This window comes from Streptomyces sp. APSN-46.1 (genome assembly GCF_022815725.1).
In the GTDB taxonomy this organism is placed as follows: domain Bacteria; phylum Actinomycetota; class Actinomycetes; order Streptomycetales; family Streptomycetaceae; genus Streptomyces.
On the sequence record NZ_JALGRF010000014.1, the window covers coordinates 149551 to 175191 of the forward strand.

General features: G+C 74.1%; 18 protein-coding genes. 10 read left to right on the forward strand and 8 right to left on the reverse strand.

Annotation, left to right across the window (positions count from 1 at the left end; all coding sequences use genetic code 11):
* Positions 1 to 121 precede the first annotated feature (121 nt).
* The 3 genes from MTF65_RS27480 to MTF65_RS27490 all read left to right on the forward strand — a co-directional run bounded on the left by MTF65_RS27480 (position 122) and on the right by MTF65_RS27490 (position 8234).
* On the forward strand, positions 122 to 1627 hold the full coding sequence (locus MTF65_RS27480) for a hypothetical protein (protein WP_243631664.1): 1506 nt from the start codon (positions 122 to 124) through the stop codon (positions 1625 to 1627).
* A 793-nt stretch (positions 1628 to 2420) separates the two neighbouring features.
* On the forward strand, positions 2421 to 3323 hold the full coding sequence (locus MTF65_RS27485) for a hypothetical protein (RefSeq protein WP_243631665.1): 903 nt from the start codon (positions 2421 to 2423) through the stop codon (positions 3321 to 3323).
* 60 nt (positions 3324 to 3383) lie between these two features.
* Positions 3384 to 8234, forward strand: coding sequence for a hypothetical protein (locus tag MTF65_RS27490; RefSeq protein ID WP_243631666.1), 4851 nt, complete (start codon positions 3384 to 3386; stop codon positions 8232 to 8234).
* Between the two features lie 114 nt (positions 8235 to 8348).
* On the opposite strand, the gene MTF65_RS27495 is transcribed toward MTF65_RS27490, so the two are convergent.
* A complete protein-coding gene (locus tag MTF65_RS27495) occupies positions 8349 to 8816 on the reverse strand; it encodes a hypothetical protein (RefSeq protein ID WP_374207309.1) in 468 nt (155 codons plus the stop codon).
* 351 nt (positions 8817 to 9167) lie between these two features.
* Between MTF65_RS27495 and MTF65_RS27500 the strand changes: the two genes are divergently transcribed.
* From MTF65_RS27500 to MTF65_RS27515, 4 genes are read left to right on the forward strand one after another with little or no spacing between them, the layout of a single operon-like run.
* A complete protein-coding gene (locus MTF65_RS27500) occupies positions 9168 to 12110 on the forward strand; it encodes a nitrate- and nitrite sensing domain-containing protein (protein ID WP_243631667.1) in 2943 nt (980 codons plus the stop codon).
* Complete coding sequence (locus tag MTF65_RS27505; protein WP_243631668.1) at positions 12107 to 12544, forward strand: roadblock/LC7 domain-containing protein; 438 nt, start codon at positions 12107 to 12109, stop codon at positions 12542 to 12544. Before MTF65_RS27500 ends, MTF65_RS27505 begins: the two co-directional genes overlap by 4 nt.
* A 10-nt stretch (positions 12545 to 12554) precedes the next feature.
* A complete protein-coding gene (locus MTF65_RS27510; protein ID WP_243631669.1) occupies positions 12555 to 12992 on the forward strand; it encodes a DUF742 domain-containing protein in 438 nt (145 codons plus the stop codon).
* Positions 12973 to 13599 (forward strand): ATP/GTP-binding protein, encoded by a 627-nt coding sequence (locus tag MTF65_RS27515; RefSeq protein ID WP_243631670.1) that lies wholly within the window; start codon positions 12973 to 12975, stop codon positions 13597 to 13599. The genes MTF65_RS27510 and MTF65_RS27515 overlap by 20 nt, the downstream gene beginning before the upstream one ends.
* Positions 13600 to 13830: 231 nt before the next feature.
* Here MTF65_RS27515 and MTF65_RS27520 read toward each other — a convergent pair whose 3' ends face one another.
* The 4 genes from MTF65_RS27520 to MTF65_RS27535 all read right to left on the reverse strand — a co-directional run bounded on the left by MTF65_RS27520 (position 13831) and on the right by MTF65_RS27535 (position 16603).
* A complete protein-coding gene (locus MTF65_RS27520; protein ID WP_243631671.1) occupies positions 13831 to 15021 on the reverse strand; it encodes a lipid-transfer protein in 1191 nt (396 codons plus the stop codon).
* Positions 15018 to 15494, reverse strand: a complete 477-nt coding sequence (locus tag MTF65_RS27525) for a Zn-ribbon domain-containing OB-fold protein (RefSeq protein WP_243631672.1) — start codon at positions 15492 to 15494, stop codon at positions 15018 to 15020. The genes MTF65_RS27520 and MTF65_RS27525 overlap by 4 nt, the downstream gene beginning before the upstream one ends.
* 84 nt (positions 15495 to 15578) lie before the next feature.
* Complete coding sequence (locus MTF65_RS27530) at positions 15579 to 15917, reverse strand: Mpo1-like protein (RefSeq protein ID WP_374207310.1); 339 nt, start codon at positions 15915 to 15917, stop codon at positions 15579 to 15581.
* Between the two features lie 14 nt (positions 15918 to 15931).
* A complete protein-coding gene (locus MTF65_RS27535) occupies positions 15932 to 16603 on the reverse strand; it encodes a M15 family metallopeptidase (protein WP_243631673.1) in 672 nt (223 codons plus the stop codon).
* Positions 16604 to 16632: 29 nt separating this feature from the next.
* Here MTF65_RS27535 and MTF65_RS27540 point away from each other — a divergent pair, with 29 nt between their 5' ends.
* The gene (locus MTF65_RS27540) at positions 16633 to 17145 is read left to right on the forward strand and encodes an NUDIX domain-containing protein (RefSeq protein ID WP_243631674.1); all 513 of its coding nucleotides are present in this window, start codon (positions 16633 to 16635) and stop codon (positions 17143 to 17145) included.
* Positions 17146 to 17355: 210 nt separating this feature from the next.
* On the opposite strand, the gene MTF65_RS27545 is transcribed toward MTF65_RS27540, so the two are convergent.
* Positions 17356 to 19707 carry a glycoside hydrolase family 31 protein gene (locus tag MTF65_RS27545; protein WP_243631675.1) on the reverse strand — a complete coding sequence of 784 codons (2352 nt, stop codon included), beginning with the start codon at positions 19705 to 19707 and terminating at the stop codon, positions 17356 to 17358.
* 211 nt (positions 19708 to 19918) lie between these two features.
* Between MTF65_RS27545 and MTF65_RS27550 the strand changes: the two genes are divergently transcribed.
* Together MTF65_RS27550 and MTF65_RS27555 are read left to right on the forward strand one after the other, a co-directional pair.
* The gene (locus MTF65_RS27550) at positions 19919 to 21919 is read left to right on the forward strand and encodes an acetoacetate--CoA ligase (RefSeq protein ID WP_243631676.1); all 2001 of its coding nucleotides are present in this window, start codon (positions 19919 to 19921) and stop codon (positions 21917 to 21919) included.
* Between the two features lie 64 nt (positions 21920 to 21983).
* On the forward strand, positions 21984 to 22934 hold the full coding sequence (locus MTF65_RS27555) for a hypothetical protein (RefSeq protein ID WP_243631677.1): 951 nt from the start codon (positions 21984 to 21986) through the stop codon (positions 22932 to 22934).
* A gap of 81 nt (positions 22935 to 23015) precedes the next feature.
* Here the strand turns inward: MTF65_RS27555 and ptsP are convergent, their stop codons facing one another.
* Together ptsP and MTF65_RS27565 are read right to left on the reverse strand one after the other, a co-directional pair.
* The gene (ptsP, locus tag MTF65_RS27560) at positions 23016 to 24686 is read right to left on the reverse strand and encodes a phosphoenolpyruvate--protein phosphotransferase (RefSeq protein ID WP_243631678.1); all 1671 of its coding nucleotides are present in this window, start codon (positions 24684 to 24686) and stop codon (positions 23016 to 23018) included.
* Between the two features lie 75 nt (positions 24687 to 24761).
* Positions 24762 to 25211 carry a PTS glucose transporter subunit IIA gene (locus MTF65_RS27565; protein WP_243631679.1) on the reverse strand — a complete coding sequence of 150 codons (450 nt, stop codon included), beginning with the start codon at positions 25209 to 25211 and terminating at the stop codon, positions 24762 to 24764.
* Between the last annotated feature and the right edge of the window lie 430 nt (positions 25212 to 25641).

The following is a 25641-nucleotide window of genomic DNA, read 5'->3' on the forward strand; positions in this document are numbered from 1 at the left end:
AGGGACCGTCCGCGTCGAGGCCGTCGGTGCCGTCGGGCCTGTCGTCCCCGCAGACCCCGGACCGATCCGGCCGAACCATGCCGTTTGGGATGTTGTCGGTGTCAGCGCCTAGTCTTTGCCCGTGACTCTCCCCGCCCAGGCGAAGCCCTTCTCGTCCCCGGCGCCGGGCCCGGCCGCCGACGAGGGCCTGGCCCGGCGGCTGCGCGCCCTTGCCTGCACCGCCCCGCTGCACGACCTCGACGTACGCAAGGCCAATCTGGCCGGCGAGTACGGGGTCTACGCGATGGCGGAGGTCGCGCTCGCCGCGATCGACCTGGTCACACTCAACATGGACTTCGACACCGGCGCCGATCACGAGCAGATAGTGGCCCGGCTGCTGCCCCGCGTCGCCGCCCAGGCCCCCGGCCGCCCGGCCGCCGAGCACGAGCGGGTGGCCCGCTGGGTGCTGGAGAACCTGATCAACGTCGGCAGCGTCGACCGCGGCTTCCGCGCGATCTACGGCACCTTCGGCCCGGACGGCGTCTACGTACGCCGTGACTACGACTTCAAACTCATCGAGGAAGTCCCGGGGTACGGCGGCGCGGTCTACCTGCGCACCACCGACGAGGCCGTCAACGTCCTGGTCGGCGCGCTCGACACGGACGTCACCAGCGCGCAGATCGCCGCCGAGGTCAAGCTGGAGGTGCTGATCAGCCGGGGCCGCCTCGCCGACGCGCAGCTCGCCGCCGAGCAGGCCCGCTACCGCACCGTCCAGTACGCGGAGACCCTGCGCCGCACCCTCGACGCGACGCGGCGGAACGTGCGCGCGGTGGACTGGCTCCAAGCCGTCCCCGACATGATCGCCGAGGCCCTCGAACACGTCGCCGACCGGTACCGGCACGAGAACGCGATCCTGACGAACATCCGCAAGGCCCGCGACGAGGCGGGAGAGCCGGACAACAAGCGGCGCGCCGCCGAGCTGGTGGACATCGTCAAGGACTGCATCCGCCGCCATACGCAGCTCCAGTCCCGACTCCTGGACGCCGGCCCGCTGTTCCGCGCCGAGCAGGACCGGCAGGCCTTCGCCGCCCCCGCGCCCCGTTCGGGCATCGACCTGTACGGGCAGCTCGTGGCCCCCGTCCTGCCGCTCCCGCTGGAGCGGGCCACCCGGGTTACCGACGCCTTCTTCGCGGCCGGCACCGGCCTGCGCACCCCCGTCTCCGTGCGCGTCGCCGACCTGGTCGAGATACTGCTGACCCCGCCCGTGGAGCGGGAGCACCTCGGCGTGGAGATGCCGGAGCCCGACCTCATCGCGACCCCGGACGACAGCCGCTTCAGCGAGGGTCAGCTCGCCTCGGCCATGGAGCTCCTGGACCTGCCGCACGACGCCCCGCGCCGCCTCTCCGGGCTGCTCGCGGAGGCCCGCTGCGGCGATCCGGACCTGCCGTACCTGGTGGCCCTGCTCGCCGTCCACGCGGCGAGCCCGGCGGTCGGCACCGCGTACCGCCAGGGCGAGGAGCGGCTGCTCTTCGCCGTGGACGACGGCACCGAGCTGGACGACCCGGAATTCGGCGGCGCCGACCTGATCGTCGGCACCGCCCTCCTCGACGCCGCCGGCATGGCGGCAGCCCGCTCGGAGGCCTCATGACCCCCGCCGCTGCCCTGGCCGGGCGGAAACCGGGATCTACGCCCTGCGCCCGGGCCGATCTCGCCGCTGCCCTGGCCGGGCGGAGGCGGGGATCTGCGGCCTGCGCGCGGGCCTTGCTTGCCGCGCCCACCGGGCTGGGAGCCCATCCGCTTCCTACCGCCCCGACGACCCCGGCCCAGGCCGCCGGGCCGGGTGCCCCGGCGGGTGCCGGTGCCCTGGCCGGGCGGAGAAGGGGATCTGCCGCCCGCGCGCGGAGCGGGTTCGCCGCTGCCCTGGTCGGGCGGAACCGGGGATCTGCGGCCTGCGCACGGGCCTTGCTCGCCGTGCCCGCCGGGCCGGGAGCCCATCCGCTTTCCACCGCCCCGACGACCCCGGGCCGGGCCGATGGGCCGGGTGCCGTTGTCCTGGCCGGGCGGAGGCGGGGACCTGTTGCCTGCGCACGGGCCTTGCTCGCCGCGCCCAGCGGGCCCGGAGAGCACCACCACCCCACCGGCCCGACGCCCCGGGCCGCCGGGCCGGGTGCCCCGGCGGGTGCCGTCGCGCTGGCCGGGCGGAGGCGGGGGTCTGCGGACTGCGCGCGGGCCGGGGGTGCTGCGGCCGCTGGGCCGGCCGAGCAGTGCCTGGCCGCCGGCCCGGCGGAGGGCGTTTCCGTACTGGCTGACGTGCCGGGCCCGGACGGGGACCGCCGTGCCGCCGTGCCGCCGTCGGCCACCGGGGTGCGGTCCCGGGGCCCAGGCCGCCGGACCGCATCCACCGCACAGACAAACCACCGCACCGCCGAGGAGACCCGCCCGTGAGCGACCACCACGCCGAGCACCCCGCGTGGAGCGAGCCCGACACCCCGTCGGCTCCCGTCGCGACCGCCCCCGCCGGGGCGGTGACCCCCGCCGACGCCGCAGACGCGGCCCGGCTCGTCGCCTTCGGGCTCCAGCCCAAGCTGCTCCCCGCCCGCGACGCCGAGTACGCCGAGCTGCTGCGCCGCTACCGCGAGGACCCCGCCTTCGGACGCCTCGCCGACGCCGTCGCCACCGGCCTCGGCCTCGTCGTCCTGGAGGTGTCCCCGCGCGCCGGCATGGCGGTCGCCGCCGGCGAGGACTCCGTCTTCGCCGTCCGCATGGGCGACTACGCCCGCCGTACCACCGCCGACTCCGCCGACCGGTTCCTGCACGGCCTCGCCCACCTCGCCGTCGCCGCCCTCGCCTTCCCCCGCCCCGAGGACCTCGCCGACGACGGCTACATCGGCCGTATCACCGTCAACGGCGTCGACGCCTTCGTCCGGCAGACCTGCCGCCGCCTGGAGGAGCGCGCCGAGGAGCTCGGCGAGAACACCGACCCGGCCTCCGACGCCCCCGGCCTGGAGGCCGCCTGGCGGGTCTACGCCCGCCGCAGCGCGACCGGAGCCACCAAGGACGCCCGCCGCCTCGCCGGATCCACCACCGGCATCGTCGGCAAGGCCGCCGCCTTCCTCACCGACTCCGGGTTCCTCCAGCGCACCGGCGACGACGCCGGAGGCACCTACCGCACCACCCCCCGCTACCAGCTCCAGGTCCGCGACATGGCGGGCAGTTCGGCCATGGCCGAACTCCTGGAACTCGGCGTGGTCCCCGTCAGCGACGGCTCCGCCACCCTCCTGCCGCCGCCCGAGGGCGACGACCTGGAGCTCGCGGCCGACGCCGGCCTGCCGTTCCACGCCTGAGCCACCCGCCTCCGTACCTCTGTACCGAGAACCACCGAGAAACAACGAGAGTCCGCCGCCATGTACGAGCTGTCCCGGATCCGCCTCTACTCCATCGGGCCCGCCGGCGCGCGCTACGCCGACACCGTGCTCGACCTGCGCGGAGTCGGTGAGCCGGTGCCCCACCCGGCGCCCACCCAGGCGGAGTTCTTCGAGGACGAGCCCACCGGCCCGCCGCGCCGCCCCGCGCCCGCCGGCGTGCTGTTCCTGGAGAACGGCGGCGGCAAGTCCGTCCTGCTCAAGCTGATCTTCTCGGTGATGCTCCCCGGCCACCGCAACACCCTCGGCGGCGCCAGCTCCGGCGTCCTGCGCAAGTTCCTGCTCGCCGACGACTGCGGCCACGTGGCCCTGGAGTGGCAGCACACCCAGACCGGCGAGTGCGTGGTCGTCGGCAAGGTCAGCGAATGGCGCGGCCGCCAGGTCTCCAACGACCCGCGCAAGTTCGCCGAGGCCTGGTACTCCTTCCGCCCCGGCCCGGGCCTGAGCCTCGACAACCTCCCCGTCGCCGAGGCCACCGCCGTCCGCCCGCACGTCGAAGGCGCCTCCGGCGCCCAGGGCCGCCGCCGCACCATGAAGGGCTTCCGCGACGCGATCACCGAGGCCGGCAAGGCGTACCCGCACCTGGAGGTGTACTGGGAGGAGATCCACGACCGGTGGAACGAGCACCTCACCGAACTCGGCCTCGACCCCGAACTCTTCCGCTACCAGCGCGAGATGAACGCCGACGAGGGTGAGGCCGCCGGCCTCTTCGCGGTCAAGAAGGACTCCGACTTCACCGACCTCCTGCTGCGCGCCGTCACCGACACCCGGGACACCGACGGCCTCGCCGACCTGGTCCACGGCTTCGGCAACAAACTCGGCCGCCGCGCCGAGTTGATGGCCGAACGGGACTTCACCGCCGGCTCGGTGGACCTGCTCACCCGCATCGTCGAAGCCGTCGGGACCCGCTCCCGGCTGCGCGACGTCCACGCGGGCGCCGAACGCCGGACCCGCATCCTGGCGCGGCGGCTCTCCGCGCGCGCCGCCGAGGAGCGCGGCCGCGCCGCCGACCTCGCCCAGCGGGTCACCGGCGCCGCGCACGAGGTGACCGCCGCCGAGTCCGCGCGCGACCGCAGCGCCGCCATCTCCGCCGAACTCGCCTACCGGCACGCCTCGCTGGCGCTGACCGTCGCCGACAAGGCGGCCGCTGCCCAGCGCCGCGAGCTCCTCGAAGCCCGCACCCTGCACTCCGCCTGGCAGGCCGCCGAGACCGTGCTGCGCCACCGCGCCGCCGCCGACCGCTCCACGCGGGTCGCCGCCGCGATCCTGGAGGCCGAGCGGGACGCCGCCCCGGCGCTCGCCGCGCGCGCCACGGCTGCCGCCGAGCTCGTACGGGCCCTGCACACCGCCGCCGAGCAGGGCGAACGGCTCGCCAACGAGGAGGAGGAGCGTTCCGCCGTCCTCCAGGCCGGTGGTGAGGCCGCCCACCGCGACGCCACCGCGGCCGCCACGGCCGCCCAGCGGGCCCGCAGCGAGGCCGAACACCTCCGGGCCCGCCTGGCCGAGGTCCAGCAGGAGACCGCCGAGGCCGTCCGGGCCGGCTGGCTCGACGACACCGCCCCCGACGCCGACCCGGCCCGCGCCGCCCTGGCCGCCACCGATGCCGAGAAGACCGCCGTGGCCGCCTGGGACGAGTCCCGCGACGCCGCCCGCGCCACCGCCGAAGCGGCCCGCGAGGCCGCCGCCGCGGAATCCCGCGCCGAACTCACCGCCGCCCGCGCGGCGGACGCCGCCGACGCGGCCGAGGCCGCCCACGACGCGGAGGCCCGCGCCGCCGCCTCGCTCGCCGCCTCACCCCGCCTGGCCGCCCTCCTGGGCCTCCCTTCCGCCCCGGCCGCCCCCCTCCCGAACCCCCGCCCGGCCGCCGCCGGTGACCGCGCCTCCGCCGGGCCCGGCACCGTCACGCCGACCACCGCCGCCAGTCCCGTCGCCCCACCCCTGCGCCCTGCGGACGCCGCGTCCGCTGCCGCCGGCTCCGCGGGGGCCGGGGGCACCCCGGGCACGTCCGCCGGAGGCGTCGGCACCGGCACGTCCGGCGGTCACGGCGGCCCGCAGGGCAATGCCTCGGGCGGAGCGCACGCCGCGCCGGCCACCGTCGTCGGAGGGCTGACCGTCGAGGACCTCGACCGGAATGCCGACGACCTGCGCACCCTGCTCACCGACGGAGTCTCGGCGGCCGAGCGTCAGCTGTTCGAGCTGCGCACCGCCGCCGCCGACGACGCCCGGATCCTCGGCGCGCTCGGCGACGGCGGCCTGCTGCCGCCCGGCCCCGACGTCCTGGCCACCGTCGAGTACCTCGGCGAGCACGGCATCCCCGCCCTGCCCGGTTGGCGCTACCTCGCCCAATCCCTGGACCCCGCCGACCACGCCGCCGTCCTCGCCGCCCGTCCCGAACTCGTCGACGGCGTCGTCATCACCGACCCCGACACCCACTCCCGGGCCCGCGAGGTCCTCGCCGGTGCCGCCCTGCTGCCCCGCTCCACCGTGGCCGTCGGCACCGCCGCCGCACTGCTGGCGCCCGTGCCCCCGGCCGACGCCGACACGGCCGTCTTTCTCGTGCCGCCGAACCCGGCCATGCACGACGAGCACGCCGCCGACGAGGAGCGCCAGGCGCTGCGCACCCGCGCCACCGCCCGCGACACCGAGATCCGCGAGCTCGCCGCCCGCCTCTCGGGCGACCGCGAGCTCGCCGCCCGGCTGGCCTCCTGGCGCACCGGCTGCCCGCCCGGCCGCCTCGCCGAGCTCGCGCAGCAGGCCGCGGCCGCCCGTACCTTCGCCGAGGAGGCCGACGCCGAGCTCGCGGAGGCCCGTACCGTACGCGCCGAGGCCGACGAGGCCGCCGCCGACGCCGCCCGGGTGCGCGACGAGCGCCAGGACGCCGCCCAGCGCGCCCGCCGCGCCGCCGACGCCCTGGCCGGGCTCGCCTTCCGGCTGCGCGAGCGCGCCGGCTGGCAGGCCAGGCTCCGCGAACTCGCCGACGAGGCCGCCGAGTCCGAGGCGCGCGCCGAGGTCTGCCTGGACCGGGCCCGCGCCGCCGACGAGGACCGCCGCGCCGCGCAGCGCGCCGCCGACGACGCCCGCCGCACCGCCCGCGCGCTGCGCGCCGAGCGCGCAGAGATCGCCGGCGCCCCCGAGGCGCTCCCCGAGGACGGTGACATCCCCGTCGGGCACCGGCTCCCACTGCCCGACCTCCGCGAGGCCTACCGCGCCGCCTCCCAGCTCTACGAGAAGGTCGGCGTCGGCGCCGACCTGCGCGCCGAACAGGCCCGCGCCGAAGGCGACGAGAGCGCCGCCCTCGCCGAACTCGACCGCCTCACCAACAAGGTCCGTACCCGCGCCGCCCAACTCCTCGAAGGCACCGACGGCGCCGACGGCCCCTCCCGGCAGGCCGCGGCCGCCCGCGCGGAGTCCCTCGTCCAGATGCTGGAGTCCCGCGCGTCCACCGCGAGCGAGCAGCTCGGCCGGCTGCGCGGCGACGCCGAACGGCTCGCTCCCGCCGACGGCGAGGCGCACACCGAGCTCCCCGAGGAGATGGTCCCCGGGGATGTCGAACAGGCGCAGGGCATGCTGCGCACCGCCACCGCCCAACTCGCCGCCCACACCGCCGCGGTGGAGAGCGCCCGGGCCGCCCACGCCGACCTCCTGCGCGCCCAACGCACCGCCGAGGACGGCGCCGGCGGCTTCGACGAGACCGCGGCGCTGCTGCGGGACCTGCTGCGCGACCACGGCCACGACGAGGACGAACAGTCCCCGGCAGCCCACCCGGGCACCCTGGAGGAGGCCCGCCAGTCCGCCGCCGAGGCCCGCCGCTCCCTGCGCGGCTGCGCGGCCGATCTCTCGGCCGCCGAGTCGGCGCTGCGCGAGGCGAGCGACATCCTCGTCCGGCACGCCAACGCCAACCGCTACGAGCAGGTACGCACCCCCGCGCGCCAGCAGATCCGCGAACTCCCCGCCTCCGCCCTGCCCGAGCACGCGGCGGCCTGGGCGGCGGCCTTCGCCCCCCGGCTGCGGGTCCTCACCGACGAGCTGGCGCAGCTGGAGCGCAACCGCGACAGCATCGTGGACCGGCTCCGCGGGCTGGTGGAGTCCGCCCTGGCCACCCTGCGCTCCGCTCAGCGGCTCTCCCAGCTCCCCGAGGGCCTGGGAGAGTGGTCGGGCCAGGAGTTCCTGCGGATCCGCTTCGAGGAGCCCGACCAGGCCACGCTCACCGAGCGGCTCGGCGAGGTCATCGACGAGGCGACCCGCGCCGCCGTCAAGAAGAACAGCACCGCCTCCTTCGGCGAGGGACGCCGCGACGGGATGTCGCTGCTGCTGCGCGGAGTCCAGGCGGCTCTGGAGCCCAAGGGCATCTCCGTCGAGATCCTGAAGCCGGACGCGGTGCTGCGCGCCGAACGGGTCCCGGTCGGCCAGATGGGCGACGTCTTCTCCGGCGGCCAGCTGCTGACCGCCGCGATCGCGCTGTACTGCACGATGGCGGCGCTGCGCAGCAACGACCGGGGCCGCGACAAGCACCGCCACGCGGGCACGCTGTTCCTCGACAACCCGATCGGGCGCGCGAACGCCACGTACCTGCTGGAGCTCCAGCGGGCCGTCTCCGACGCGCTCGGCGTCCAGCTGCTCTACACGACGGGCCTGTTCGACACCACGGCCCTCGCCGAGTTCCCGCTGGTCATCCGGCTGCGCAACGACGCGGACCTGCGCGCGGGCCTGAAGTACATCAGCGTCGAGGAGCACCTGCGTCCGGGCCTGCCCCAGCAGTCCCCGGAGGAGGAGACGATCCACGGCGAGATCACGGCGACGCGGATGTTCCGCCGCTCGACGGTCGGCGCCTGACCCCGAGCCGCCCCAGGCAGCCCTGAGCGGCCCGAGCCGCCACAGGCGGCCCCGAGCGGCCCAGGGAGGCCGGCCTCCCTCCGAATCAGCCCCGCAGGGAGGCCGGCCTCCGGGTCAGCCCCGCCCGGCTCCGGCCTGGTACCGCCGGTCCCCGGCCGGCGCCTGCCAGGCGGCGGCCCGGCCGACGGGCCCGCCCTGCGGCGGCCGTATTCGGCCGCCCTGGCCGGGCGGCCCCGAGCGGGCCTCCCGGCGCCGGGCCCGCGCCGTACTGTTCGGCTGCGACACCACCCCGTACCGCTGGTTCCACATCTGCCGGGTGATCAGCACGTCGAGCACCCCCCAGGTGGCGACGACGGTCCCGGCTATCCCGCCGAGCGCCATCGGGAAGGCCAGCCAGGATCCGGTGAGCATGAGGAAGAAGGCGATCGTCGCCTCGGTCAGCGTGACCGCCACGATCAGTACCGCCCGCACCGCTGAGGTCCGCACCGGATCCGGCAGCCTGCGGCGCGCGGCCTCCTCCTCCACCCACAGCGACCGTCCCGGTGCTCCGGAACCCACCCTTTCGTCCTCGTACATCCGCATGGTCCGCTCCCTCCCCTCCACGCGGCCGCCCATAACCAGGTAGACGTTCGGGAGGTCCGAGAGATTCCCGCATCGCGGACGGCTTCGCGGCATCCGATCAACACGGAACGAAGAATTCCAGCCATCCATCTCGTAGCGGGAACTGATACCTCATCAGGTGTCATCTCTCACATATCGGGCTGCTGGTGACGGGAATTACCGGACAACTCGTGATCTTCGATCCCCGGCTCGGCCGAAAACGTCCGGACACTTCTTCGAAGGCGCCGCGTGGCAGTAGTAGGCTCACGCCGTTTAAATGACGGAACACCGACCCCCGCCAACGGGGTTGAGCTGGGGGAGGCTGGGGAGGCCATGCGCTTTCGCGGGAAGTCCATCCGCCGGAAGATCGTGGCGTTGCTCCTTGTGCCGCTCGTCTCCCTGACCGCCCTCTGGGGCTTCGCCACGGTCATCACCGGCCGACAGGCGGTCCAACTCCTCGACGTCGCCTACGTCATCGACAAGGTCGGCTATCCCATCGAGGACGTCGTCCGCGTCATCCAGAAGGAACGCCGCCAGACCCTCGTCGTCATCGGCGACCCCCGCTCCTCCGCCGCCACCGCCGAACTCGCCAAGAGCCGCGCCGCCACCGACGCCGCCGTCGAGAGCATCAGCGCCAACGCCAAGGACCCCGAGGTCCTCGACGAGCTCAGCCCCAGCGCCGCCCAGCGGCTGAACTCCATCCTCGAAGCCCTCCGCGGCGTCTCCGCGCTGCGCCACTCCGTCGACCAGAGCAGCCTCGACCCCAGCCAGGCCCTGGAGCTCTACAGCCGGCTCGTCGATCCCTGCTACGAGTTCCTCATGAACCTCCACGCGCTCGAAAGCGTGGAGATGGACAAGCAGGGCCGCGCCCTCGTCGGCATCACCCGCGCCCGCGAGACGCTCTCCCGCGAGGACGCCGTCATCGCCTCGGCCCTCGCCGCCCGCAACGTCAGCGCCGCCGACATCCGGCACGTCTCCGACTTCGTCGCCAACCGCCGCCTGCTGTACGAGTTCAACCTCGCGATCCTGCCGAGCGAGGACCGCGAACGCTTCGAGTCGTACTGGAGAAGCCCCCAGACCACCCCGCTGCGCGAAGCGGAGGAACGATTCATCGCCGCCGGCGCGACCAAGACCCCGCGCGCCGTCACCGCCGCCCAGTGGGACGAGGTCGCGACCAAGGTCCTCGACGACCTCGCCACCATGGGCACCGGCGCCGGCGACGCCTACCAAAAGCGCGTCGAGCCCGTCGCCATGGACGTCCTGATCCAGGCCGCCATCGCCGGCATCCTCGGCTTCATCGCCCTCATCGTCTCCCTCGTCCTCTCCGTGCGCATCGGCCGCGACCTCGTCCGCGACCTGTCCCGGCTCCGCAAGGACGCCCACGAGGCCTCCGGCGTCCGGCTGCCCGGCGTCATGCGCCGCCTCGCCGCCGGCGAGCACGTCGACGTCGAAACCGAGGCGCCCCGCCTGGAGTTCGAGAAGGACGAGGTCGGCCAGGTCGGCCAGGCCCTCAACACCCTCCAGCGCGCCGCCGTCGAGGCCGCCGTCAAGCAAGCCGAGCTGCGGCGCGGTGTTTCTGACGTATTCGTCAACCTGGCGCGCCGCAACCAGGTGCTCCTGCACCGCCAGCTCACCCTGCTCGACACCATGGAACGGCGCACCGAGGACACCGAGGAGCTCGCCGACCTGTTCCGCCTCGACCACATGACCACGCGCATGCGCCGCCACGCCGAGGGCCTGGTGATCCTCTCCGGCGCCGCGCCCTCCCGCCAGTGGCGCAAGCCCGTCCAGCTGATGGACGTCGTACGGGCCGCCGTCGCCGAGGTCGAGGACTACGAGCGCATCGAGGTACGCCGCCTCCCGCGCCTGGGCATCGAGGGCCCGGCCGTGGCCGACGTCACCCACCTCGTCGCCGAACTCCTGGAGAACGCCACCGTGTTCTCCCCGCCGCACACCGCGGTCCACGTACACGGCGAGCGCGTGGCCAACGGCTTCACCCTGGAGATCCACGACCGCGGCCTCGGCATGAACCCCGAGGCGCTGCTCGACGCGAACCTCCGGCTCGCCGAGACCCCCGAGTTCGAGCTCTCCGACACCGACCGGCTGGGCCTGTTCGTGGTCAGCCGCCTCGCCCAGCGCCACGGCGTCAAGGTCGTGCTCCAGCCCAGCCCCTACGGAGGCACCACCGCGGTGGTCTTCCTCCCGGCCGATCTGCTCACCGAGGCCCCCGAAACCAACGGCACCGGCATCCGGCTGGGCGACGGCAAGCGCGCCGCGCGGCCCGCGCGGGCCGCCGTCGAGCGCGCCCCGGCCGGCCGCCCGCTGCCCGCCGGGGCGCCGCGCGGCCCGGTGGAGCTGGAAGCCCCGCTCAGTCTGCTCGGGCTGGACGGCATCGACCGCACCGACGCCCCCGCCGACGTCGCGGACCTCGACGCCCTCGAAGAGGCCACCGGCGGAATCGTCGGCCTCACCGGCGTCGGCGGCCGCCCGCCCATGGCCACCCTCGACGACGAGACCCCACCGAACGGCACCCCGCGCAGCGCCCTGCTGGGGCTGCGCCCGGCGGACCGGACGCACGCCGAGCGGCACGCGCAGCGCGGCGGCGGCTGGAAGAGCGACCGCAACGGAGCCGACCGCGGCGGCGCTGATCGCAACGGCACCGACCGCGGTGGCGCCGATCGCAACGGAGCCGATCGTTTCGGCGACCGCGAGCGGGAGCCGCTGCCCCCCACCGGCCCGGTCCGGCTGGACCACGCCCGGGTGGAAACCGTCCGCCCCGACGGCCCCCGCGCCCCGGGAGCCGTACCGCTCCCGCGCCGCAGGCCGACCCCGACCCTGGTCGCCGAACACGGCCGGCGCGTGGAGCCCCGCCCGGGGTCCGTGGTCCGCCGGCCCACGGCGGCGCAGGCCGCATCCGACCCCGGGACCGGCAAGGCCGAGCCCGCCCAGGGCCCCGGCGGGCTGCCGCGCCGGGTCCGCCAGGCCAACCTGGCCCCGCAGCTCAGGAACGCCCCGGCCGCCGCGCCCGCCGAAGCGGCCGCCGAGCGGCCGGAGGAGCGCGACGCGGAGGACGTGCGTACCCGTATGTCGGCGCTCCAGCGCGGCTGGACGGCGGGACGCCACCAGCACGCACAGCAGCAGCACGCACAGCAGCAGCACGCACAGCAGCAGAAGGCCCAGCAGCAGAAGGCACCACAGCAGTCAGAGGCCGAAGCCGGCATTCCCGCCGCCACCGGTCGCGCGACCGAGAACGAGAACGAGGGGGACGGTCGATGACCGCACCGCAGACCGGCAACGACACCAGGGGCCGCGGCTCCGGCCCGCTCAACTGGCTCCTCGACGAACTCGTCGACAAGGTCGGCAGCATCCGCAAGGCGGTGGTCCTCTCCGGCGACGGCCTGCCCACCGGCAGCTCCAAGGACCTGACCCGCGAGGACAGCGAGCACCTGGCCGCCGTGGCGTCCGGCTTCCACAGCCTGGCCAAGGGCGTCGGCCGCCACTTCGAGTCCGGCCGGGTCCGCCAGACCGTCGTCGAACTCGACGAGGCGTTCCTCTTCGTCATGGCGGCCGGCGACGGCAGCTGCCTGGCCGTGCTCTCCGACGCCGACTCCGACGTCGGCCAGGTCGCGTACGAGATGACCTTGATGGTCAAGCGCGTGGGCGACCACCTGGCCACCGCCCCGCGTACCGGGCTGCCAGCCGGAGGGTGAGTCGGACGGCATGAGCCAATCAGGCCAGGACCACCCCACCACCCCTGGCGGAACCTCCGCCGCGGCGCCCGCGCACCCGCACTGGTTCGACGACGAGGCGGGCCCCGTCGTCCGCCCGTACGCGATGACCCGCGGCCGGACCAGCCACGCGGGCCAGCACCGCCTCGACCTGATCGCGCTCGTCGTCGCCGAATCGGCGGCCGACGATCCGATCTGGGACTCGACCCTGTCCCCGGAACACGCCCACATCCTCGGGCTGTGCCGGGAACGCCCGCAGTCGGTCGCGGAACTCGCGGCCGAACTCGACCTCGCGATCGGGGTGGTCCGCGTCCTGATCGGGGACCTCGTCGACGAGGAACTGGTCCACGTGACCCGGCCGGTACCGCCGGCCGAACTGCCCGATGAATCCATTCTGCGTGAGGTGATCGATGGCCTTCGGGCGCTCTAGCCGCACCGGCGCGATGCATGCCGTGTCGCCGGTCGAACCGCTGACCCTGAAGATCCTGGTCGCGGGCGGCTTCGGGGTGGGCAAAACCACCCTGGTCAGTGCGGTGAGTGAGATCAGACCGCTGCGGACCGAGGAACTGCTCTCGGAACCGGGTGTCGGAATCGACGACACCGGGGGAGTGGAGGGCAAGAACACCACGACCGTGGCCATGGACTTCGGGCGCATCACGCTGCGCGAGGACCTGGTGCTGTACCTGTTCGGCACGCCCGGCCAGGACCGGTTCTGGTTCCTGTGGGACGAGCTGGCCCAGGGCTCGCTCGGCGCCGTCGTCCTCGCCGACACCCGCCGCCTCGCCGACTGCTTCGCCGCCATCGACTACTTCGAACGGCGGGGGATCCCGTTCCTGGTCGCCGTCAACTGCTTCGACGGCGCCGACCGCCATCCGGTGGTGACCGTACGGGAGGCGCTGGACCTCGACCCCGAGGTGCCGGTGCTGCTGTGCGACGCGCGGGACCGGGAGTCCGTCAAGGACGTACTGGTGGGGGTCGTGGAGCACGCGATGTCGCTGGCCCGGGCCCGCAGGCAGAGCCTGACGGCGGGTGCCTGAGCCCGCGAGGCTTCCGCGACGGAGAGGTGGAGGCGGCCCGTACCCCCGCCGACTGGGGTACGGGCCGCGGCTCTCGTGGGGACGGGGGCCTCGCCCGCGGCGCGAGACTGTGCAGAGAGTGTGAACCCACCACCAGGGGCCGTCAAGCGTTCGCACAGCACCGCGCGTCCTGGCGTGCGGGGCGCCCACACGCCAGGACGCCGTTTAGGCCCTAACAGGCCCTAACAGGCCCTAGCGGACGGCGATGACGGCCGATCCGTGCCCGAACAGCCCCTGGTTCGCGGTGATCCCGGCCCGCGCCCCCGGAACCTGCCGCTCCGCGGCCGTGCCGCGCAACTGCCAGGTCAGCTCGCACACCTGGGCGATGGCCTGCGCCGGCACCGCCTCCCCGAAGGAGGCCAGCCCGCCGCTGGTGTTGACCGGCACCCGCCCGCCGAGCGCGGTCGCCCCTTCCCGTACGAGCTTGGCACCCTCGCCTTCACCGCAGAGGCCGATGTCCTCGTACCACTCCAGCTCCAGCGCCGTGGACAGGTCGTACACCTCGGCGAGCGACAGGTCGTCCGGACCGAGACCGGCCTCCTCGTAGGCGGCGCGGGCGATCGACGCCCGGAAGGAACCCGGCGCCGGCCGCACCGCCGTCATCGAATCGGTGGCGATGTCCGGCAGGTCCAGCACCGTCCGCGGATAGGTCGGCGTGACGGTGGACACCGCCCGGATCCGGACGGGATCGGTGATCCCGCGCGAGCGCGCGAAGTCCATACTGGCCAGCACCAGCGCCGCGCCCCCGTCGGAGGTGGCGCAGATGTCCAGCAGCCGGAGCGGGTCGGCGACGACGGCCGAGGCCGCCACCTCCCGCGCCGTCACCGTCTTGCGGTAGCGGGCGTTCGGGTTGAGCGCTCCGGCCGCCGCGTTCTTCACCTTCACCCGGGCGAAGTCCTCGACGGTGTCCCCGTACACGGCCATCCGCCGCCGGGCGTACAGCGCGAAGTACGCCGGGTTGGTCGCCCCCAGGACACGGAACCGCAGCCAGTCCGGATCGTCGGGCCGGTCCCCGCCCGCCGGGGCGAAGAACCCCTTCGGCGCCGCGTCCGCGCCCACCACCAGGACGACGTCGGCCAGCCCGCCCAGGATCTGGGCCCGCGCCGCTCCGATGGCCTGGGCGCCCGAGGCGCAGGCCGCGTACACGCTCGTCACCCGCGCGCCCTGCCAGCCGAGCGCCTGGGCGAAGGTCGCGCCGGCGACGTAGCCGGGGTAGCCCGAGCGCACGGTGTCGGCGCCGACGATGGATCCGACGTCGGTCCAGTCGAGTCCGGCGTCGGCGAGCGCGGCCCGGGCGGCGGCCCGCCCGTAGGTCACGAAGCCGCGGCCCCACTTCCCCCAGGGGTGCATTCCGGCTCCGAGCACGGCGACGTCGGCGGTCACGGCCGCACCTCCCCGCCGGCCACGGGGCGGAACCGCCAGGTGGTCCAGGTCGTCTCGGCGGTCTCGTCCAGCACACCGGCCACCACCTCGACCTCCATCCCGACCGCCAGATCGACGACGCCCACCCCGGGCGCGGCCTGCCCGAGCACCACCATCCCCTCGGCCTCCAGCTCCACCGCGACCAAGGTGTACGGCTCCCAGGGCGCGCCGGGATCGGACACGTACGGGGCAGGCGGCCGGTAGCGCCCGTCGGTGAACGACCAGACCCGCCCGCGCGGCGACAGCGGAACCTCGGCGAGCTCGCCGTCGCCGGCACAGCGCGGATTGCGGCAGTACGCGTCCTCGCGCGGGAAGAACACCGCGGCGCAGGCCGAGCAACGGGTGCCGAGCAGCCGGAATCCGCCCTCCGCGCCGGTATCGGTGAACCACCCGTCCACGACGGGTGTGCGTGTACGGGTACGTGTGCGTTCCAAGACCCCTCCCGAAGGCAGCGCGAACCAAGGCGACCTGGCTGACCTGACGAACCGTCAGAAGTCTGCCACGGGAGGCCTCGCGGGTCACCGGTTCTCGGCGAGCCACTTCTGCGCGATCTCGGCCAGCTCCGCGTCCCGCCCGGCCAGCATCATCCGGATCATCCGCGCGTCCCCGCGCAGCGACCACCCCGGATGTCCGAAGGTGGCGGGGTTGTTCCCCTCGATCAGGAAGTGCGCGGGCCAAGCGGTCCCGTACCCGATGAGGGGCAGGGCGGCGAGGTAGCGCCTGCGGCCGCGCGCCAGCCCGTAGGCGGTCACGGCGAGCCCGGTCAGCGTGCCCGTGAGGTGGACCCAGCGGGTGGCGGAGCGGGAGTGCATGGCGACGTAGTACGGCCAGAATTCCTCGTACGAACGGAAAGTCATGCCGGGCAGGCTACTCAGGGGCGGACGGCCCCGACAGAGACCGGGAAGTCGAAGGAGCGGTCGGGGAACGCCTCGGGCCGGTGGGTGAAGTGCCACCATTCCTCGGGGAGGTTCACGAACCCCTGCCGCCCCAGCACCTCCTTCAGCCACCGCCGGTTGCGTCCCGCCGCCTCACCGACCCGCGGGTCGTCCGTGTGCGACAGAGGATCGAAGAAGTCGAACGGGGTCCCCATGTCGGCCTCCCGCCGCCCCGGCAGCCGTACGAGCGTCACGTCGAGGGTGCTGCCGCGGCTGTGCCCGGACGTCTCGGCGATGTACCCCTCGGGGATCAGCCGGTTCTTCTCCACCCCCGGATAGAACTCCGCCTTCGTCGACTGATCGGCCTCGTCGCGGGCCCACCGTACGAAACGCTCCACCGCGCGCCGCGGCCGGTAGCAGTCGTACACCTTCAGGGAGTACCCGCTCCGGAGCACCTCCCGCTGCGCCCGCCGCAACGCCTCGGCGGCGGGCCGGGCCAGCAGGCAGACCGGCTCCTCGTAGCCGTCCACGACCCCGCCGGTGAAATTGTGAACGCCCGCGTACCGCATGTCCTGCCCGATGCTGGGATCCACCTCCGCCAGGGCCACGAAACCGGGCGCCGCCGACCCACCGGCGAGCCCCGTCAACAGGGTCACAACAGCCAGCATCCTCATACCCCTTGGCTTACCATCGCGGGATGCCGGCACAGCTGAGGGACTCGCACTGCACCACCTGCGGAACACTGTTCGACACGTCCGCCTGGCCCCGCACCTGCTCCGCGTGCGGCGCCACCGCCTACCGCAACCCGCTCCCGGTGGCCGTCGCCCTGCTCCCCGTCCAGGACGCGGACGGCACCGGCCTCGTGGTCATCACCCGCACCATCGAACCGGCCCTCGGCGGCATCGCCCTGCCCGGCGGATTCATCGACTTCGACGAGGACTGGCGCGAGGCCGTGGTCCGCGAGCTGCGCGAGGAGACCGGAATCGAGGCACCGGCCGCCGAGGTCACCCTCGCCGACGCCATGAGCTCCCCGGCCGGCCACCTGCTGCTCTTCGGCCTCCTGCCGCCGCGCCCGGCCGCCGCCCTCCCGCCGTCGGCCGCCACGGACGAGACGACGGGCTGGCACATCCTGCGCAGCCCGGCGGAACTGGCGTTCCCGCTCCACACCCGGGCCGCGGCGACGTGGTTCGCGGGGCAGTACGCGACCTGAGCCCGACCGCACCCGCACCCGGCAGGGCAGCCGGGGAGGGCCGGTGACAGCAGTCCGGGCTTGACCCCGTCCGGGGCCACCGGCCGGCGAATGCCCCGCCAGACACTGGCGGAATGGCCGTGGGCGAAGCCCCGGGCAATGGGCCCGACTGCAAAGGCCCCTGCCATGCCCCGGCCGGGGCCGCCGTAGAACGCCCGGCCAGGGCCACCGTCAGAGGCCCCGGACCGACACGCCCTCCACCGGGTCGCCCGACTCCGTCTCCACCACCACGGCGTCCCCCGCCCACCGCACGGTGTACCGCTCGACCTCACCCGCCTCGAACCCCGGCCCCGGGTCCCGGATCACCAGCCCGCCGCCCGTGCGCCCCCGCGCCGGGGCCCACACCTCCAAGTCCACCGCGCCGTCCCGGCACCGCACCGGCAGTACCGACCCCGCCCGCGCCAGCACCGGGATCCGCCCCTGCGGCGCGTCCAGCAGCACCTGCCCCGGCCCCTCGTACACCGCCTCCGTCACGGTGTCGTACCACCGCCCCCGCGGCAGCCGGATCGCCCGCCGGTCCGCCCCGCACTCCAGCACCGGCGCCACCAGCAAGGCGTCCCCCAGGAGGAACGCGTCCTCGCAGTCCCGCAGCCCCCGGTCCTCCGGCGCGCCCCACCACAGCGGCCGCACGTACGGGGCCCCGGTCCGCCGCGCCAGATGCGCCAGCGTCACGAAATACGGCCGCAGCCGCTCCCGCTCCGCCAGCACCGCCCGCGCGTGCCCCTCCACCTCCGGGCCGAACTCCCACGGCTCCCGCCGCCCCGCCCAGATCGCCGAGTGGGTCCGGAACAGCGGCAGGTACGACCCCAGCTGGAGCCACCGCAGATACAGCTCCGGCGACGGAGACCCGCCGAAGCCCCCGACGTCCGGCCCCGAGTACGGCACCCCGCACAGGCCGAGCCCCAACACCAGCGCGAGCGACGCCCGCAGCCCCTCCCAGCCCGTCCGGACATCCCCCGACCAGGTGCCCCCGTACCTCTGCATCCCCGCCCACCCCGACCGCGAGAACAGGAACGGCCGCTCGGCGGGCCGCAGCCGGACCAGCCCCTCCCAGCCCGCCCGCGCCATCCCGAGCGCGTACACGTTGTGCGCGGCCCGGTGGTCCCCGCCGGCCCCGTCGAGGTCGTGCCGCGCCGAACGGGGCAGCGTCGGATCCCCGAACGGGGCGAAGGACACCGGCTCGTTCATGTCGTGCCACACCCCGGAGAACCCCCGCGCGAGCCGCTCCCCGTACAGACCGCCCCACCACTCCCGTACCGCCGGATCCGTGAAGTCCGGATACGCGCACTCACCGGGCCACACCTCACCCCTGACCTCCTGCCCCCGCGCGTCCCGTACGAACGCCCCCCGCGGGCCGACCTCCAGCCCCGACGCGTGCACCGGGTCGCCCGCCCTCACCGCCGGGTCCACGATCGAGACGAGACGCACCCCCTGGCACCGCAACTCCTCCGCCAGGCCCGGAAGATCCGGGAACCGGTCCTCGTCCACCGTGAACACCCGGTGCGCGTCGTAGTGGTCGATGTCCAGGTGTACGGCCGCCAGCGGGAGCCCGCGCTCCGCGTACCCGGACACCACCCGGCGGACCTCCGCCGCGCTCCCGAACCCCCACCGCGCGTGCTGGTAGCCCAGCGCCCACTCCGGCGGCACGGCGGCCGCGCCCGTCAGCCCCGACCAGCCCCGCAGCACGCGCGCCGGCGTCCCCACCAGCACCCAGCACCGCAAGGGGCCGCCCTCCAAGCGGAGTTCACTCGTCCCCGGCCGGTCCGGACCCGAGCCGGCGCCCTCCTCGCCCTCGCGCAGCACCACCCGCCCGTCCCACGTGTTGTCGTGGAACACCAGATGGGTCCCCGCGTCCGCGACCACCATCTGCACCGGCATCGTGATGTACAGCGGATCGTCACCCGGCCCGAACCCGCCCTTGGGGTCCGTGTTCCACAGCCGGTACGCCCCGTCCCGCAGCCGCGGCCCCGCCGCCCGCCCGCCCAGCCCGAAGAACCGGGCGTCCGCCGGAACCTCGGCCCGCGTCAGCCACCGGGCGCCGCCCGGGTCCGGGTCCCCGTCCACCGGTTCCCACCAGCGCGGCGGCAGCTCCCGGCGCAGCACCGTCCCGCCCGGAGTCCGCACCTCCACCGCCCCGTGCCGGGACACCGCCACCGTCACCCGCTCCGACACCACCCGCCAGCCGCCCCCGGTGTCCGCCTCCAGCACCGCGCGCGGATCGGGCTCCGGTCCGCCGCCCGCCACGGCGTACGAGGGCGTCGGCTCCGCCCCGTCCCAGCTCCAGAACACCGCGCCGCCCGCCGTGACCCGTACCAGCAGCTCGGAGCGGGCGAACCGCAGCACACCCCCGCCCGGGCGCGGCTCCGTACCGGTCAGTAGTCCCGGCACCCGCGCCCGCTCCGGGCCCCGGCGCGGGAGCCCCACCGCGTCCGCCCGCCGATGGCGCCAGGCCGAGCGCCACGCGCGCCGCCCCTGCGCCGTACCGAGCTCCGTCACCGCACGCACCAGATCACGACCGTCCATGCCGCTCACCCTGCCACCGGGCCCCCGCCGAGCGGGCCGCGTTCAACTTCCGTTCACCGATAAATGGATCACGCCCGCCCGCCCATGACAGCTCTGGTGCGGATCTCGATCACGTGGCATGGTCCCTGTGAGCCGCCGCGCACACACCCGCAGCGTGGTGGCACCGTACGCACACGAAGCGCGAGCCGCAGACTTGACCGGGAGCCGACCCATGACCTCAGCCAGCACGCCGGAAGCCCTCTGGTCCCCCAGCCCCGAGCGGATCGCCCAGGCCCGGATCACGGCCTTCCAGACCTGGGCCGCCGAACGCTTCGACGCCCCCGCGGACGGCGGCTACCCGGCCCTGCACAGCTGGTCCGTCGACGAACTGGACACCTTCTGGCAGGCCGTCGCCGAGTGGTTCGACGTCCGCTTCACCACCCCGTACGAGTCCGTCCTCGCCGAGCGCACCATGCCGGGCGCCCGCTGGTTCACGGGAGCCACCCTCAACTACGCCGAGCACGCCCTGCGCGCCGCCGAGGACCCCGCCCGCGCCGACGACGCCGCCCTCCTCGCCGTGGACGAGACCCACGAGCCCGTCCCCGTCACCTGGGGCGAGCTCCGCCGCCAGGTCGGCGCGCTCGCCGCCGAGCTGCGCGCCCTCGGCGTACGCCCGGGCGACCGGGTCAGCGGCTACCTCCCCAACATCCCCGAGGCCGTCACCGCCCTCCTCGCCACCGCCGCGGTCGGCGCGGTCTGGACCTCCTGCGCCCCCGACTTCGGCGCCCGCAGCGTCCTCGACCGCTTCCAGCAGGTCGAGCCGGTCGTCCTGTTCACCGTCGACGGCTACCGCTACGGCGGCAAGGAGCACGACCGCCGCGAGACCGTCGCCGAGCTGCGCGCCGAGCTCCCCTCGCTGCGCGCCGTCGTCCACATCCCGCTGCTGGGCACGGAGGCCCCCGAATCCGCCCTGACCTGGGCGGACGTGACCTCGGGCGACGCCGAACCCGTCTTCGAGGCGGTTCCCTTCGACCACCCCCTCTGGGTCCTCTACTCCTCCGGCACGACCGGCCTCCCCAAGGCCATCGTCCAGTCCCAGGGCGGCATCCTCCTCGAACACCTCAAGCAGCTCGGCCTGCACTGCGACCTCGGCCCCGAGGACCGGTTCTTCTGGTACACCTCCACCGGCTGGATGATGTGGAACTTCCTCGTCTCCGGCCTGCTCACCGGCACCACGGTCGTCCTCTACGACGGCAGCCCCGGCTACCCCGACACCGGCGCCCAGTGGCGCATCGCCGAGCGGACCGGAGCCACCCTCTACGGCACCTCCGCCGCCTACGTCATGGCCTGCCGCAAGGCCGAGGTCCACCCGGGCCGGGACTTCGACCTCTCCGCCGTGAAGTGCGTCGCGACCACCGGCTCACCGCTCCCGCCCGACGGCTTCCGCTGGCTGCACGACGAGGTGGCCGAGGACCTCTGGATCGCCTCCGTCAGCGGCGGCACCGACGTCTGCAGCTGCTTCGCCGGCGCCGTCCCCACCCTCCCGGTCCACATCGGCGAGCTCCAGGCCCCTTGCCTCGGTACCGACCTCCAGGCCTGGGACCCGTCGGGCAAGCCGGTCGTCGGCGAGGTCGGCGAACTCGTCGTCACCAACCCCATGCCGTCCATGCCGATCCACTTCTGGAACGACCCCGACGGCAGCCGCTACCGCGACAGCTACTTCGAGATGTTCCCCGGCGTCTGGAGGCACGGGGACTGGATCACCCTCACCGACCACGGCTCGGTGATCATCCACGGCCGCTCCGACTCGACCCTGAACCGACAGGGCGTCCGGATGGGCTCCGCCGACATCTACGAGGCCGTCGAGCGGCTCCCCGAGATCAAGGAATCCCTGGTCATCGGCCTGGAGGAGCCGAACGGCGGCTACTGGATGCCACTCTTCGTGCACCTCGCCCCCGGCGCCACCCTCGACGAGGGCCTCCGCGCCCGCATCAAGGCGACCATCCGCGAGCAGCTCTCCCCGCGCCACGTCCCCGACGAGATCATCGAGGTCCCGGGCATTCCGCACACCCTCACCGGCAAGCGGATCGAGGTTCCGGTCAAGCGCCTCCTCCAGGGCACCCCCATGGCCAAGGCCGTCAACCCCGGCTCGGTCGACAACCTGGAGCTGCTCCCCTTCTACGAGGAGCTGGCCCGCACCCGCACGGGCGCGGGCACCGGCACCCAGGGCTGAAGGTCACTGTCAGTGGTCATGGCTACTCTGAGTGAGCAAGTAAGTGCATCACTCAGGGGGAGCCATGCCACCGACGGACAAGACCACGCCGCAGGCCACGCACCGAGCCACACACAAGACCGCAGCCAGTAGCACCAGCCGGCGCCGCCGCACCCTGCGCCGCGAAGTCCCGAGCACGGTCGGCCTCCTGGCCGACGCGGAGGACTTCGCGGCCATGTGCGGCTACCGCAGCTTCACCTTCGACCACCACGCCGAGTACCCCGACTACCTCCGCCACGTGGACGGACTGCTCCGTTCCCTCGCGGCCCAGGGCATCCACACCACCGTCGCCCTCTTCGACCCCGAGGAGTACGCCGTGTTCTGCGAGGAACACGGCCTCGACCCGGACACCGCCGAGACACGCACCCGCTTCACGGCCGAGCTCGCCGGCTGCGGCGGGGCGCTGCCCTACACCGGCCAGCCGATCGGGGAACTGCTCCCGCTCCTCGTCGACGAAGCCGTTCGCCAGGCCACCTGGGAGTACGCCACCACGCTCCTGGCCGAGGTCGGCAGCTGCGCGGACTGCGGGGAGGACATCGGCCGCGCCTCCTTCGAGCGCGCGGCCGACGCACTCAAACGCCTGGTCGAGGGAGCCGGCCCCGGCCACCACCACCTGGTCTGCAGCGTCCCGACCGAGGAGGACCAACTCGTCGCCGTGCTCCACGCCGACGCCACCGGCGACCCGGACGCACCACCGCGCGTCGAGGGCCGCGACGGCCTCGACTTCGTGACGGTCCTCGCCGCGGGCATCGCCCTCGGCGGCCCCGGAGGCCTGGTGCTCCGCAGCACTACCGAGGGCTTCCGGGACAGGGTGCACGGCTGGCGCCTGGACCGCGGCCGCCTCGTCCCGCTCTCCGCGGCATCCGTGTTCAACGCCTACTGCACGGACGCCGACACCGGAGACCCCATCGCCCCCGAACCTGGCGTCGAGTACTGCCCCGGCTACGAGGTGGACGAGCCGCACCCCCACCACTGAGCCGAGGACCCCCGGCAACCGGAAACGACCGAGGGGCCCTCGCCACCGGCGAAGGCCCCTCGATCGACAGACGCCGCCCGGCTACTCGCCGGACAGCACTGCCTGCGCGGCCACCCGGGCCTCCTCGGCGCTGTCCGCGGCGCGCGCGGCGGCCGCCGCGCGCTCGCACTGCGCGAGGGTGTGCTTGGCGAGCGTCGCCCGCACATAAGGAATGGACGCGGCACCCATCGACAGAGAGGTGACACCCAGACCGGTCAGCACACAGGCCAGCAGCGGGTCGGAAGCCGCCTCGCCACACACACCGCAGCTCTTGCCCTCCGCCTTGGCGGCTTCCGCCGACATGGCGATCAGGTCGAGCAGCGCCGGCTGCCACGGGTCCTGCAGCCGCGACACCGCGCCGACCTGCCGGTCGGCGGCGAAGGCGTACTGCGCCAGGTCATTGGTGCCCAGCGACAGGAACTCGACCTCCTGGAGGATCGAACGCGCCCGGAGCGCGGCGGAGGGGATCTCCACCATCGCGCCGAACTTCGCCTGCAGACCGGCCGCGCGGCACGCGTCCGCGAACGCCCTGGCGTCGATCCGGTCGGCCACCATCGGAGCCATGACCTCGAGGTAGACCGGCAACCCCTCGGCCGCCTTCGCCAGCGCGGTCAGCTGCGTGCGCAGCACGTCCGGGTGCTCCAGCAGCGAACGCAGACCGCGTACCCCCAGAGCGGGGTTCGGCTCGTCGGCCGGCGTCAGGAAGTCCAGCGGCTTGTCCGCGCCCGCGTCCAGCACACGTACGACGACCCGGCCCTCGGGGAAGGCCTCGAGCACCTTGCGGTACGACTCGATCTGCTTCTCCTCGGACGGAGCCTTCTTGCTGTCGTCCAGGAACAGGAACTCGGTGCGGAACAGGCCCACACCCTCGGCCCCGGCCTCGACGGCCGCCGGCACGTCCGCCGGGCCGCCGACGTTCGCCAGCAGCGGCATCTTGTGCCCGTCGGACGTGGCACCCGGACCGGACGACGCGGCGAGAGCGGCCTTGCGCGCGGCGGCCGCGGCCGCGAGCTCCGCCTTCTTCTCCGGAGACGGGTCCACGAACAGGTCACCCGTGCTGCCGTCCACGGCGATGACGGTGCCCTCGGCGATCTCACCGGCACCCGGCAGCGCCACGATGGCCGGCACGCCCAGCGCCCGCGCGAGGATCGCGCTGTGGCTGGTCGGGCCGCCCTCCTCGGTAACGAAGCCGAGGACCAGCGCCGGGTCCAGCAGAGCCGTGTCGGCGGGGGCGAGGTCCCGCGCGATCAGTACGTACGGCTCGTCGCTGTCCGGCACACCCGGCATCGGGACGCCCAGCAGGCGTGCCACGATGCGGTTGCGTACGTCGTCCAGGTCGGCCACCCGGCCGGCCATGTACTCGCCGGCCCCCGCGAGCAGCTCGCGGTACGCGGCGAACGCGTCGTACACACCGCGCTCGGCGGTGCTGCCGACCGCGATCCGGCGGTCGACGTCCGCCATGAGCTCGGGGTCCTCCGCGATCATGGCCTGAGCCTCAAGCACGTGCTGGGCCTCGCCACCGGCCAGCTGGCCGCGCGCGATCAGGTCTGCCGCGACAGCGCTCACGGCCTGACGGGCGCGCCCCTGTTCGCGCTCCGCCTCCTCTGCGGCGATCCGCTTGGCCGGCGGTTCGAGAACCGCCGTACCCATGTGCCGCACCTCGCCGATCGCCACCCCGTGGCTCACGCCGACGCCTCGCAGCGTTGTCTCCATTTCACCCGTCTCCGATAGAGCGGCGAGCCCAGCCGCCGCGATGGATGTCCGACCAGCCCGTGCGGGCGGACAAAGTCACTTCCAGCTGAAGAGGACCTCTTCGGCCTTCACGTCCCCGGACTCGACGACATCGGAGAGGGACTCCGCGGTGGCCTCCAGCGCCACGATGGGGCAGATCGGCGACTTGCCCGCTTCTTCGACGGCCTGCGGGTTCCAGCGGACGACGGCCTGACCGCGGGTCACGGTGTCGCCCTTGTTGACGAGCAGCTCGAAGCCCTGGCCGTTGAGCTGAACGGTGTCGATGCCAAGGTGCGTGAGCACGCCGTGACCTTCGCTGTCGACGACCACGTACGCGTGCGGGTGAAGGGAGACGACCACACCGTCGACGGGGGACACCGCCTCCGAGGGCTCACGCACGGGGTCGATGGCGGTACCCGGTCCCACCATCGCGCCGGAGAAGACCGGATCGGGCACTGCCGCGAGTCCGATCGCGCGCCCGGCGAGTGGGGACGTCACGCTGGTCATGGGGGCCTCCCAGGGGGTGGGCTTCTTCGTGTCACCGTCACAACCTGTCCTGGACGGCATACTTTCAGAAGGGTAAGTCATCAGATGTCCCGGTTCCGCCCGAAGTGCACCTCTTGTACGAGGGCCGTGACGAGCTTCCGCGACAGGCTAGTGGACTAGACCATACGCCTGAATCGATTTGCTTGGGCACCGGGAGGCCTGTACTGTCGTGACTCCCGCCAGGACGCGCCGCGTGAACATCTCGCGAACTGCCGATGGACGGGACTCCTCCTCTTAAGTTCTGATCTTGAACCCGACGTCTTTTCGTATGCCTATTCGGCAAAACGGAGAGTGGTCAGGGAGACGGAAAAGCACTGATAGAGTCGGAATCGCCGGAAAGGGAAAACGCGAAAGCGAAGAACCTGGAAAGCGAGCGGGACTGACTCTGATA